Here is a 13,948-nt window from a genome sequence, read left to right as displayed (position 1 = left end):
ACAATTCTATCAAACTCAAACTTTTATGTAAATATGTATAGACATTTATAAAAGAAAAGAGTAATTTATATAGAGTGAAAAATAACTTGTAACATTTTATAAACATATTGTAAAATGATTGTAACAAAACATACATAAAAATGAAATAAATACATAATAGTGATGTTGGGGAAAGGGAGAGAGTATATTGTTCCGTAAAGTAAAGGGTATATTGGTTGGGGTGTTATGTGTAGCTATAATGAGTGGCTGTGGTGCAAAAGTAAGTGATGTTGCATTGGTAAGTGATATTGGTGGGCATACTGTAGAGGCTAAAGCAGAAGTGCAGGATACTATTAGTTTAGTTGATGGTCGAACTGGTACTGAAGTGAAAAAATTAGATTTATCTAGTTTAGGCTATTTTGAAGATGAAGCGAAATTTAAAAAGTCTGTAACAAAGGTTGTTGGTGAGGTTGGAAAAAGCGTCGACAAAAAAATGGTTCCTTCACGTATAGCACCTGATGGAAGTTGGCAAGAAGGAAAACCTTCTTATGAATTAATGGAAAAAGAATTAGTAGATAAATTGTTAAATGTTGGTATGTGGGATGCTACGTATCAGTTGCCGATCGTGGAGAAAAAACCAGTCGCAACATTAAGTGATGCGCAAGGAAATGGTACGGTAATTGGTAGATATGAAACGAATTTAGGTGGTTCAACAGGTGGCCGTATTGAGAATATTCGTTTGTCAGCAGCGAGCATAAATGGAGTTGTGTTAGCAAAAGGAGACCGTTTCTCTTTTAATTCATTAATCGGTGATACAACACCAGATAAAGGATATCAATTAGGGAAAGAAATAGTTGATGGTAAATTAGTAGATGGATATGGCGGTGGTGTTTGTCAAACATCTTCAACTTTATACAATGCAGCAGATCAAGCTGGTCTGAAAATGGTGGAGAGAACTACACATTCTAAAACGGTAGGTTATGTTCCACAAGGAAGAGATGCTACAATTGCATATCCATACTTAGATTTAGTATTTGAAAATACGAATGATGCACCTGTGAAGCTTTATATGGGCATTCAGGGTGGAAAGCTAGTTGCTGAAGTACATAAAATGAGATAAGAGTTAAAAAGCCATCTTTTCTAAAAGTTAGAAAAGATGGCTTTTTATTATGAAAATAAAAATGTATGTGAATTCTGACTTTTCTTATTTACATAGGATGATTTTAGTTGTATCCTTCATAGTAACGGTTATATGTAATGGGAAAATATAGGGATAAGGAGATGAAGTTATTCATGGTACAAATTCATCCGAAAACACGTATTGGTCATGTTGAATTTAAAGTGAAAGATTTAGAGCGTCAAATTGCTTTTTATGAGAATGTTGTAGGATTAGAGGTAATTAAGCAAGAGGGGAATAAAGCATATTTATCTGGAAAAGGTGGAAAGAACGCGTTACTTGTTCTTGAAAGGTTAGAGGACGGGGTACTGCAAGAACCGCGTACGACTGGTATATATCATGTAGCCTTTTTAGTTCCGACTCGTGAAGCTTTTGCTTCTGCGCTATTTGGGGTTCTTCGTAATAAGAATGTAATTGACAGCCCGGATGAGCAAGAAGGGCGTTATACATATTCAAATGAAATTTTACCAATTTCAAGGTTTAATAGTGCAAGTGATCATACATATAGCGAAGCTTTTTATTTGCAAGATTTAGAGGGGAATGGTATTGAAATTTATGCAGACCGTCCGCGTGATCAATGGGGAGAAGGGCCAGGAGGAAGTACACCACTTGATTTAAAAGAATTGGCAACACTCGTTGATTATGAGTTTGATGGTTTGCCTGCTAATACTGTCGTTGGGCACGTACATTTACGAATAGCTGATGTAGAGAAATCACATGAATTTTATGTGGAAACAGTAGGTTTTGAAGTACAACAGCGTGAAGAGGATTGCTTATTTATTTCAGCAGGGGGATATCATCATCATATTGGTGCAAATACGTGGAACGGAGTAAACAATCCACACCCACCAGTACATGCAACTGGGCTAAAGGTGTATACGATTGTACTACCGTATAAAGAAGCGTTAGATGAAGTGAAAGAAAGATTAATAGAAAAACAACATGAAATAAATGAAACTACAAATGGGTTTGTGGTGGTAGATCCAAGTGGTATTACAGTGCAGTTTGAAATAGAAGCAGTGTAAAATAAGCGAGAAAGTGTATAATCACTTTCTCGCTTATTTGTGATCATTCATAGCTCAATCCAATATCTTCTTACTACATTCCCATCTTCCTCAGTGAAATCATCATCACGAAGCCCGCCGTTATGTAAAATCGTTTTTTCAGAAGCGGTATTCACTGCGTCGCAAACGACAAGTACTTTCGTGATGTCTAATTCCTTCGTTTTTTCTAATGATAATGCTAGTAACTTCGTAGCATAACCTTTTCTTCTTTCAGAAGGGCGAATGCCATAACCAATATGACCGCCAGCGTTAAATAAATGTTCGGTTAAACTATGACGTATATTAACAGCTCCCACAATTTTATTTTCATCTGTAACAAGCCAATATGTAGAGTCTGGTACCCAAGTTTCAGGGATATTTATTCCGTTATGCGCATCGAGAAGTTCTTGAACCATAGCTGGGAAGTTGGCAGGATTTTTTGAGATAACCCACGGGATCATTGTTTCACCGCTATCTTTCCATTCGTTATAGAAATCTAAGTATTCTTCTTGTAAATCAGTAGTAGGTGTAAGTAACGAGACGTTCATTGTTAGTAAGCTCCTTTATTTATGTATTTTTTATAAAAAATTATGAAACAAAATGAAAGCGTTTTCTTAAATTTCTCAACCCAATTTCATGCAATCCACCTTTGGTTTTTTAGAAAATTAGTGAAGGTTTAAAATCAGGAGTTATTTATTTTATGTTAATATTTAAAATATTAACATAAAACAGTCGGAGTATTAAGTGTATTTTAGTGGTATTCTTTCATGGTGATAAATGGATGTTTGTGATAATTTTTGTTTTATCTATCTATAATGAATGAAAGGGGGAAGTGCCCGTGAGTGTAGATTTTGATTTTATTATACGAATCGGTGTTGCTGGCTTGTTAGGAGCAATGATTGGTATTGAAAGAGAAATTCGATCGAAAGAAGCTGGATTAAAGACTCATTTCCTCGTAGCGGTAGGAAGTGCGTTAATAATGGTTGTTTCGAAATATGCCTTTTCAGATATTGTGTATGAAGAGCATACGTCTCTAGACCCAAGTCGTATTGCAGCACAAGTCGTTAGTGGAGTTGGTTTTTTAGGTGCAGGCACAATTATTATTCAAAAGCAGGCGGTGAAAGGATTAACGACCGCGGCTGGTTTATGGGCTACTGCCGGTATAGGATTAGCAATTGGAGCGGGAATGTATGTAGTAGGCATTGGAGCGACGATTCTCGTTTTAATTGGTTTAGAAATTGTAAGTCGTATTTTTAAGGTGCAATTTCTATTTCCACAAAATATAACAGTGCAAATGTTTGTAAATAAACATGAAGCGATACAACAAATATTAGAAACACTACAAGTGAAAGGCATCCCAATACTCTCATATGAGGTGGAAGCTTCACAGCAAGGTACAGAAACTGTTTATAAGGTAGGAATGCAGCTGAAAAATATATCGTCAGAAGAAAAGAATGAGTTTATTCAGCATATGCAAACATTACCGGAAGTTACGTTTATAAAGTTAAAATCATAGTGTTGAAAACGAGGATAGATGTAGCAGAAATTTTGCTATTATCTATCTTTTTTGATATAAAATGCACGGAAAGTCAAGCGTTAATTTTACATGGAATGGATACATGTGTGAACGTTACCTTATTTTTTCTCAATACAGGACAAAAAGTGAAAATAGTAAAATAATGGAGCGGGACACTAAAAATGTAAGGTAGGGGAGAGCATGAAAGGCTATTCAAAGAACATGTTAGTAGGGGTAAGTTTTGCTAGTTTAATGTTAGGGAGTTTTCAAGGGGTCAGTTTGGCAGAAGATACTAAGGGAGAGCAAGTTTCTTATCGAAATGTGCTCAAAATGGAGCCAGTCGGTGTACAACTACCAGTACAAGAATTAGCTCATTCATCGAAAGTGCTCGAAAGCAAGTCTTTTGAGAAAAGGTTACAATTTGCCGATTTATCACAAAGACCACCTGAGGTGAAAAAAGAAAGTAAGCAATTAGCTGTAGCGAAAACTTATACAATTGCTGAATTAAATCAATTAAGCAATCAGCAGTTAGTAGATTTACTTGTAACAATTGATTGGGAGCAAATTACGGGGCTATTTCAGTTTAATACAGACAGTCTAGCATTCTATCAAAATGATAGTAGGATGCAGGCGATTATTGATAAATTGAAGCAGCAAGGACAAGCCTATACGAAGGATGATTCAAAAGGGATTGAGACATTAGTGGAGGTATTGCGTTCAGGATTTTATTTAGGATTTTATAATTCGGAACTTAGTAAATTAAATGAACGGAGTTATCATGATAAATGCTTACCTGCATTAAAAGCGATAGCTAACAATTCAAATTTCAAGCTGGGTACATTAGAGCAAAATAGAGTGGTATCATCATACGGAAAGTTAATAGGAAACGCTTCGAGTGATGTGGAAACGATAACATCAGCTGCAAAAATTTTCAAACAATATAATGATAATTTTTCTACATTAGTAGATAATCTTTCAGCTGGAAATGCTATTTACGATATTATGCAAGGTGTTGATTACGACATTCAATCGTATTTGTACGATACGAGGAAAGCTCCGAAAGATACAGTATGGTATCAGAAAATAGATAGTTATATTAATGAACTAAGTCGTTTTGCATTAATGGGAACGATTACAGCAAAAAACGGTTGGCTTATTAATAATGGCATTTATTATACAGGTAGACTCGGTACATTCCATAGTACAGGAACGAAAGGGTTACAAGTTGTAACAGATGCGATGAAAATTTATCCGTATTTAGGGGAGCAATATTTCGTAGCTGCTGAGCAAATCGCAACGAATTATGGCGGAAAAGATGCAAATGGTAAAGTGGTGAATTTAGATCAAATAAGAGAAGATGGAAAGAAAAAATATTTGCCAAAAACGTATACGTTTGATGATGGGGCAATTGTTTTAAAAGCTGGAGATAAAGTGACAGAAGAAAAAGTAAAACGTTTATATTGGGCGGCAAAAGAAGTGAAGGCACAATTCCATCGTACGGTTGAAAGTGATCAACCTTTAGAAAATGGAAATCCTGATGATGTACTAACGATGGTTATTTATAATAGCCCAGCAGAATATCAATTTAATCGTCAATTGTACGGTTATGAAACGAATAACGGTGGTCTTTATATAGAAGGAACAGGTACGTTCTTTACTTATGAGCGTACGCCAGAAGAAAGTATTTATAGTTTAGAAGAATTATTCCGGCACGAGTTCACGCATTATTTACAAGGTAGATATGAAGTACCAGGATTATGGGGACAAGGAAAAATATATGAAAATGAAAGATTATCTTGGTTTGAAGAAGGAAATGCTGAATTTTTTGCAGGGGCAACGAGAACGGATAATGTTGTACCGAGAAAGAGTATTATAGGAGGATTATCTTCAAATCCAGCAGAGCGTTATACGGCAGAGCGAACGTTAAATGCAAAGTATGGAACGTGGGATTTCTATAATTATTCCTTTGCTTTACAATCGTATATGTACAATAAGAGATATGATATGTTCGATAAAATACATGATCTTATTAGGAAAAATGATGTAACAGTATATGATGCATATCGCTCTACATTAAGTAAAGATGCGAATTTAAATAAAGAATATCAAGACTATATGCAAATGCTAGTTGATAATCGTGAGAAGTATAATGTGCCATTAGTATCAGACGATTATTTAGCGAATCATGCATCGAAGCCAGTTTCAGATATTGCAGCAGAAATAACAGCGGAAGCAAAATTGAAAAATGTATCAGTGAAGAAAAATAAATCACAGTTCTTTAATACATTCACACTACAAGGAACATATACAGGAACTGCAGCAAAAGGAGAATACGAAGATTGGAAAACAATTACACAAAACGTTAATGATACGTTAAAACGTTTAAGTGTAAAGGAATGGACAGGCTATAAAACAGTAACAGCATACTTCGTAAATTATCGCGTGAATGCATCAGGACAATTTGAATATGATGTTGTGTTTCACGGTATTAATACAGAAGAAGGTGCAGAGAATAAAGCACCAGTTGCAGTTATAAATGGTCCGTATAGTGGAAATGTAAATGAAGCAATTTCATTTAAAAGCGACGGATCAAAAGATGAAGACGGGAAAATTACTTTGTATAGATGGGAGTTTGGTGATGGAGCAGTAAGTAATGAGCAAAATCCAACTCACGTATATACAAAAGAAGGAACGTATACGACGAAATTAACGGTAACAGACGATAAAGGAGCAACTAATACTGCTACAGCGACTGTAACTGTTCAAAAGAAAGAAGATAACAGTGTAGAAAAAGAACCGAATAACTCATTCCAAACAGCAAACAAACTGCAGTTAAATCAAGTTTTACGTGCTAGTTTAGGAAATGGCGATACAAGTGACTTCTTTGAAATTAATGTGGAGAATGCTAAAAACCTTCAAATTAACGTAACGAATGAAAATAATATCGGAATGAACTGGGTACTTTATTCTGCAGCAGATTTAAATAATTATGTTACGTATGCTCAGCAACAAGGGAATAAACTAGTAGGTAGTTACTACACATATCCAGGGAAGTATTATTTACATGTGTATCAGTATGGTGGTGGAACAGGGAATTATACGGTGGAAGTGAAGTAGTAAAAAGGGAGTTGTCTTTTTCAATGAATGGCATAAGGTCTGTACTTTAATGAAAAAACAACTGCAGGAAATGTCCCTAATGATAATAACAAATTAAGTATCGCGAGATATTATATTTACATTAAACAAATCTAATCAGTAAATGAGATAAAATCGATGAACTAGTATTTCATCACGATGTAAGAAAAGTTATAAATATTAAGTGTTTTTAATTGAATTAAACTAAAGGATCAGAGTATATCTGTAACAATAGATAAGATCTGATCCTTTTATGTAATTAACTAAATAGAAAATTGTTATCACGTTAGCAAGGGATACTAATAGAAAAACGTGTCCCTTTACCTAATTCACTCTCTATCTCTATATCTCCGTTTAATTCTCTAATAATACTATAAGCAATCATAGTACCAAGCCCAGTTCCTTTTTCTGTTGTTGAATAGAATGGCAAAGCAATTCGTTTTATTTGTTGAGATGACATCCCAATTCCTGAATCAATAATATCAATTATGATATTTTCTTTTACTTTTTGTATATTTATTTGTAATAATCCACCATTTTTCATAGCCTCAATTCCGTTTTGGATGATGTTGTTTAGACAGAGTTTGAATTTTTCGGGGTCCCCATTTATATAAAAGGAATCTGTACTATTTTGTTTGATTTCAACTTTGTATGACAGAGCGAGTGGTGAAATAGTATCTTTCACCTGATTTAAAATGTGATTAATATCTATTTTCTCTTTTAGGGTGTTCTGTGGTTTGGTTAAAGATAAATAGTTATTAATAGTAGATTGTATTTGCTGCATTTCAATTAACATGATTTCTAAGTATTGCTCCTGAGATAGCTTAGAGGCATGTTTTTCATTTAATAATTGAGTGAATCCATGTACCGTGGTTAGTGGGTTGTGGATTTCGTGTGCAATTGACGCTGCTAGTTCGCTAGCTATATAAAATTTTTCAGCTCGTTGTAGCTTTTCTTTCATTTTATATTTCTCAATCATTCCCTCTATTAAATAAACTGATAATAATACTGTGAAAATATTAATGATTATGTAATTTAATAAAAATTCTATGAGAGTAGAGTCTATTTTCCCTCCTGTATGTATTTGAGTTACAATACCGCAAATAGAAAGTGAAGTTGTACATACTAAAATAAGGAGTAAGCTTAATAATACTTTTTTTTCTTTAACATACATAGGTAATAAGTAACGAAAGAGCATTGTTATACCAAAAATAATAGTGAAGATAATAAATGATGGAAGAACGCCATTTCCGCCTAAGTAAAACCGATAAGAAAGATATAAAATTCCTATAAAAACAATGTTTTTTGTATTTCCATATAGAAAAACTAATATTATAGGAATAAAACGTAAATCATAAATAAATCCCACATGTAAATGAAAAGGAAAAGTCATACAAAAAATAATAGCAATGGAGGAAAGGATAGAAAATAACATATTATTACATGTTATTTTTTCTTTAAACTCTAGCCAGAGTACGTGATAGCTAAGGATACAAATTATTATAATAAAGGTATTTAATAAAAGAGTAGAAATTCCCATAGTTTTGCATCTCCGATAGTTTGTAAGTAGAATTATGTATGAGTTGGACAAAGATGTTTAGTATTAGTAGACTTTTTATCTAAAAAGGAAGGGTACTTGAAAAGTGCTGTTATATTACTCGTATTAAAATCGATAAGGAAAATAGAAAAAATAATAGATAAAAAATCTATTTAAATTCATGTGCATATGAAATTATAAACTAACTTTTGTATAGGTAAAATTGGGATTGAGTTACTGATAAAATAAGGTTCTTTAAGTATGAATATTCTGTGAAAATGATATGTGTGGTGACTCCTGTTTTGTAGCCTTCGTTATATTAACATGGAATATATCAAATTACAAAGTGAAATTTTAGAAAAATTTTATTAGTACATTTTATCTGAAATAGAAATGCTATTTATTTGAGTATTTTGGTACTTCCTCGTATAAAACTTTGTTAGAAAAAGATTTTAAAATTTATAAGTTTTTTATGAAGTGTAATATTGTAGCTTTATCTATGTGGCTTTCTCAATAACTATTAAGGCGGAAAGTTAAAATATATAGGTTTATAGATATGAATTATTACATAAAAACGCACTTAAAAAAGGATGTATGATGGTAATAGAATACAAACATCAAGGGGGAACTTAAAATGAAGTTAAATAAACTAGTGCTTAGTTGTGGAGTAGTTTCAGCATTAACACTTGGTGTGTTAGGGAATAATACTTATGCTGAAGAAGTGCACAAAACGAATGATCCAATTCATGTAGTTGAACATGTTTCTGCAGACTTATTATTAACTCAAACAATGGATTATAGTGGTGAGGCTGTAACTTCTTTCGTATATGATGGGAGTACTGACTTAAGCTTCTCTATGAAAAATAATGGTCAAAATACAATGGGATATAGTGTAAAAGGTCCAAATACAGAGCTAATTGTTGGTGGTTATATAAAACCTGGAGAACAACAAATTAATGTTACAAATGTACGGAATGCTTTATCTCCATTACCGAATGGAACATATAAAATTTACGTTTCAAATGATGATGGTTCTAAGGGGCAATTCCAAGTTTCAGTAAGATCTATGAATTAAATTTAAAACGCTTTGTTTTTAAGTTAATTTAATCTTTACTTATTGGAAAGAAGCTAAAGTGAATTGAGAATTACCGATAAAAATGAAAACGAGCACCTTATTCTAATTGGGAGAGGGTGTTCGTTTTTTGCTATTAAACAGAAAATAATTATAAATATATTTTGAAATTCCCATTGCTAACCTACTAGATTGTGTCAACTAGAGAATGTCTACTATAAAACATATTAAAATAAAGATGATGTAACATTCCGCTAAATTATATGGGGAAATAGAAAAACCACCCTTATATGAGTGGTTTTAGTAATTATTTTTAGGTTATACATTTAAAATTAGGCTAAGTTATAGAAATAATAAACATTTAATCCGTTGTTATTATTTTGGTTCTGGATAATGATTGTAGTATGAGATTCTAATAAATTCTTGGTAGACATTTGTTAATTTTGCATCTCTAAGAGCATCGTTAAATTTTTGCATACGTACACTCCCTTGAGCGTAGCCTCCACCTGGAGTATAAGGGTTTCTTGCTTCAAAGTCATCCAAAAATACTTTTAATTTTTTATAGTCTTGAGATTGATAGAAAGCCACGGCCTCTTCAGGAGTGACATCAAAGTAAGAGGATGACGTTGAGTTATAAGAAGCTGCTTGAGCAGTAGGTGCCTCTAGCATAGTTGCAGCTCCACCGAACATAGTAAGCGCCATAGAAGATACAATAATTTTTTTAAACATAATAAAACCTCCATGTAGAATATTGGATTAATAGTAATCCTGTAATCATTATAGTTACAATGAAAATGATTATCAAATGCAATATTGCATAATGTATCCCGCTATTTTGGGGCAGTAAGACTCCCGCCCAAAAATTCAATGAAAGCAAAGAAGTTAGATGGGAATCGGGAGGATTAAAGTTTCACTTTATTCTTTGAACGAGAAGTCACCTTTATATTTAAATGGAGGAGTGTAATAGATTAGAAGAGGTGTATAAGTTACTCAGGTTAACAAGAAAATGAAGAGGATATTTTTAATAGGGGAAAGCTTAATAACTGGAGTAAAGGAATTGCTATTTATATATTTAACATACATATTTGTCTTTTAAATTGTAGGCGTGTTTTAGAATTTGTATATAGTAAATTCGTTAAAAAACTTGATAAATAATAAAATGTGTAAATTTTTTGACTATTTTATTAAAATTATTTAATATTTGTAATTTATTGTTTTATAATGATAAATGGGTCGATCGTGAATGTTTTAGATATTGCGATATATACTCGGATTAATTTATTCTAGGGAGGTTACAAAATTGGGTAAGAGAGTCATTATAAGAGTTTTTACATTATTATCAGTACTGGCATTATTCCTTAATGTATTTTTACCTAGGGCTAGTGCAGAGGTTATGACGCATGAGAAATATTCAATGGACTGGAGTTATAGTAATAGTCTAGGTAAGTACATTCGCACTGAAATGATTAAAAATTCAAGTGGTCAAATTGCTTATTGCTTAACCCTTGGATTAAAATCACCAAATGGTGAAGATCTTCCTGAAATGGGGAAAACAGATAATGTAGTATATAGAGTCTTATTAAATGGTTTCCCGCAAAAAAGTGCTGAACAGCTGGGAGTAGCTAATAAAAATGAAGCGCATTATGCAACGCAACTTGCGGTTTGGAATGCATTAGGTCAACTCGATGTAAATGAATTAAAACATGAGAATAAAAATGTTGAAAAAGCAGCTAAGGCTATTATTAGTAATGCTAATAATAGTGAAGAGACTCAAGATGTTTTTATGAATGTGATTCCTGCTGAAAAGCAAAAAGCAGAATTAAAGGGTGAATTCTTCGAAACAAATCTATATTCAGTACAAACAAATGCTAAGAGTGGTTCTTATAAGGTAGTAGCGAAAAATGCACCTAATGGAGTTAGAATTGTTAGTGAAAATGGAGAAGTGAAAGATCAGCTTTCAGTTGGAGAAAAATTTCGTATCCAAATTCCTAAGAATACAAAAACGGGTGAATTTAATTTAAGTGTTGCTGCTAATTTAACTAAAGTTCAAGCAATTGCTTACCGTGGTACGGATACTGTTCAGAACGCTACAGTACTATTAGAAAGAAATGAAGAAAAGCTTAGTAGTGATCTTGCAGTAAATTGGGAAGCAGCTGGTTCTTTAAAAATTAAAAAGGTTGGAGAAAATGGAGAAGTTTTAGCTGGTGCAGTATTTGAGGTCTTTAATGTAAATAATGAATCAGTCGGAAAAATCACGACTGGTGCTGATGGTATGGCAGAATTAAACAACTTACCAATTGGTACTTACACATTAAAAGAAATTAAAGCACCAACAGGCTATGTTTCAGATGATAAACCACAAACTATTGAAGTTAAGACAGGAGAAACAGGAGCTGTCCAAATAGTAAATAACAAAGTAAAAGGTAACATCGAAATTAAAAAGCTTAGTGATTCAGGAAAGATTTTACCAAATGTTGAATTCACAGTCTTCACTGAAGATGGAAAAGAAGTGAAAAAAGTAGTAACAAAAGAAAATGGAATTGCAAACGTTGAAGGTCTTACGTATGGTAAATATTATTTCTTAGAGACAAAAACACCTAATGGATATATTGGAAATAAAACAAAGTATCCTTTTGAAATTAAAGAGCACAATAAAACACTTACTTTTACAGTGGAAAATACCGAAGTGAAAGGTAGTGTAAAATTACTAAAAGTAGATAATGAAGATATTAGTAAAAAATTAGAAGGTGCAGCATTCGAGCTAAAAGATGCAAGCGGAAAAGTAGTTGGGGAATATAAGACAGATAAAAATGGTGAGATTAACGTCAAAGATTTAGCGTATGGTAAATATTCATTTGTAGAAAAGGCTTCTCCACATGGTTATGTTCTTGTTAAAGAACCAATTATGTTCGAAATAAAGGAACATGGGAAGATTATTGAGTTATTGGCAGTTAATCATCTTATCAAAGGTGATCTAGAAATTACAAAGGTAGATGTAGCTGATGGAAATAACAAGCTTCCAAATGCAGAATTTACGATTTATAACGAAGCAGGAAAAGAAGTAGTAAAAGGAAAAACAGACGATAAAGGAATCGCTAAATTTGAAAAATTACCATTTGGAAAATACACATATAAAGAAACTGTTGCACCAAAAGGTTATGTATTAAATGAAGAAACGTTCTCTTTTGAAATTAAAGAGAATGGTCAAATCATTAAACACATTGTCAAAGATGAAAAGATTCCTTCAATAAAAACAACAGCTACTGATAAAACAGATGGTACAAAAGAAATGCACACGTCTAAGTCTGTAACAATCCAAGATAAAGTGGAATACAAAGACCTACAAGTAGGTAAAGAGTACACTTTAAAAGGTAAATTAATGAATAAAGAGACTAATAAACCATTAGTTGTAAATGGTAAAGAAGTAACTGCTGAAACGAAGTTTACACCAAAAGAAGCAAATGGTTCTATTACACTAGATTTCACTTTTGATGCAACTGGTTTAGAAGAAAAAGAAGTAGTAGTATTCGAAGAGTTACTGAAAGACGGAAAAGTTGTTACGACACATGCTGATATCAATGATAAAGGTCAAACAGTTAAGTTCGTTAAGCCATCAGTAAAAACGACAGCAACAAACAAAGCTGATGGTTCTAAAGAGTTAGACGCTTCTAAATCTGTAACAATCCAAGATACAGTGGAATACAAAGACTTAATCGTGGGCAAAGAGTATGTTGTAAAAGGTAAACTGATGGATAAAGCAACAAACAAGCCATTATTAGTTGATGGTAAAGAAGTAACAGTAGAATCTAAGTTTATTGCTAAAGAGAAGAATGGTTCTATCACACTAGATTTCACATTTAATGCTTCTGCATTACAAGGTAAAGAAGTAGTCGTGTTTGAAGAACTGTATCAAGATAATATATTAGTAGCTATTCACGCTGAAATTGAAGATAAGGGACAAACAGTGAAATTTAAAGAGGCAAAGCCGGAACAACCTAAACCAGAACAGCCAAATTCAGATAAAAATACTTCAACACCAGAGCAGCCTAACGAGCAAGTAAAAGAACAACCACAACCTAAGCAAGAAATTCAATCTAAAATTGGATGGTTACCGCAAACAGGTACTAATCTTACAAGTTGGATCTCTATGGTTGCAGGCGCATTACTGTTAATTGTTGGTGGAGTTATTTTCTTGAAACGTAAAAATGCATAGAAATTAAAAAATAAGCACATCTGTTTTTTAACAGGATGTGCTTATTTTCTTACATATCTTTGATTTAAAATAAAATTTTTGCAGGATCAATTAAATTCATTTCTTGTTATGCAAACACATTTTCAGCGAAAATAACGTCTTCACTATTTTGCGCAGGACAGACTTTATAAAAAAATGGCTACGTTTCCTGATTTTGAAATAATCTTCTCAAATTGCAATCCTGCTTTTCTAAAAGCTTTACTGCATCAACAATAGAAGTAATTGCTAAAAAGGTTA

At 32.8% G+C, this 13,948-nt stretch carries 9 protein-coding genes; 6 read left to right on the top strand and 3 right to left on the bottom strand.

What is annotated here, in order from left to right; genetic code table 11:
* Positions 1–187: 187 nt before the first annotated feature.
* Positions 188–1,099, top strand: a complete 912-nt coding sequence (locus ACUL40_RS09865; protein ID WP_000488973.1) for a VanW family protein — start codon at positions 188–190, stop codon at positions 1,097–1,099.
* A 173-nt stretch (positions 1,100–1,272) separates the two neighbouring features.
* Positions 1,273–2,181 carry a VOC family protein gene (locus ACUL40_RS09860; RefSeq protein WP_016125015.1) on the top strand — a complete coding sequence of 303 codons (909 nt, stop codon included), beginning with the start codon at positions 1,273–1,275 and terminating at the stop codon, positions 2,179–2,181.
* Between the two features lie 47 nt (positions 2,182–2,228).
* Here ACUL40_RS09860 and ACUL40_RS09855 read toward each other — a convergent pair whose 3' ends face one another.
* Entirely contained in the window at positions 2,229–2,747 is a 519-nt protein-coding gene (locus ACUL40_RS09855; RefSeq protein WP_001103118.1) for a GNAT family N-acetyltransferase, read from the bottom strand.
* 290 nt (positions 2,748–3,037) lie between these two features.
* Between ACUL40_RS09855 and ACUL40_RS09850 the strand changes: the two genes are divergently transcribed.
* The gene (locus ACUL40_RS09850) at positions 3,038–3,715 is read left to right on the top strand and encodes an MgtC/SapB family protein (protein ID WP_000109728.1); all 678 of its coding nucleotides are present in this window, start codon (positions 3,038–3,040) and stop codon (positions 3,713–3,715) included.
* 201 nt (positions 3,716–3,916) lie between these two features.
* Positions 3,917–6,832, top strand: a complete 2,916-nt coding sequence (colA, locus tag ACUL40_RS09845; RefSeq protein WP_445422995.1) for a collagenase ColA — start codon at positions 3,917–3,919, stop codon at positions 6,830–6,832.
* Between the two features lie 304 nt (positions 6,833–7,136).
* Here the strand turns inward: colA and ACUL40_RS09840 are convergent, their stop codons facing one another.
* Positions 7,137–8,390, bottom strand: coding sequence for a sensor histidine kinase (locus tag ACUL40_RS09840; RefSeq protein WP_065211557.1), 1,254 nt, complete (start codon positions 8,388–8,390; stop codon positions 7,137–7,139).
* 631 nt (positions 8,391–9,021) lie between these two features.
* Between ACUL40_RS09840 and ACUL40_RS09835 the strand changes: the two genes are divergently transcribed.
* Complete coding sequence (locus ACUL40_RS09835; RefSeq protein WP_000773522.1) at positions 9,022–9,462, top strand: hypothetical protein; 441 nt, start codon at positions 9,022–9,024, stop codon at positions 9,460–9,462.
* 372 nt (positions 9,463–9,834) lie between these two features.
* Here ACUL40_RS09835 and ACUL40_RS09830 read toward each other — a convergent pair whose 3' ends face one another.
* On the bottom strand, positions 9,835–10,188 hold the full coding sequence (locus tag ACUL40_RS09830) for a hypothetical protein (protein ID WP_000473483.1): 354 nt from the start codon (positions 10,186–10,188) through the stop codon (positions 9,835–9,837).
* 571 nt (positions 10,189–10,759) lie between these two features.
* Here ACUL40_RS09830 and ACUL40_RS09825 point away from each other — a divergent pair.
* Positions 10,760–13,672, top strand: coding sequence for a SpaA isopeptide-forming pilin-related protein (locus ACUL40_RS09825; protein WP_063220828.1), 2,913 nt, complete (start codon positions 10,760–10,762; stop codon positions 13,670–13,672).
* Positions 13,673–13,948: the final 276 nt, after the last annotated feature.

Source organism: Bacillus sp. KNSH39 (assembly GCF_052656585.1).
Note: the sequence above shows the minus strand (reverse complement) of the source record. Positions and strands in the feature narration are given on the sequence as shown.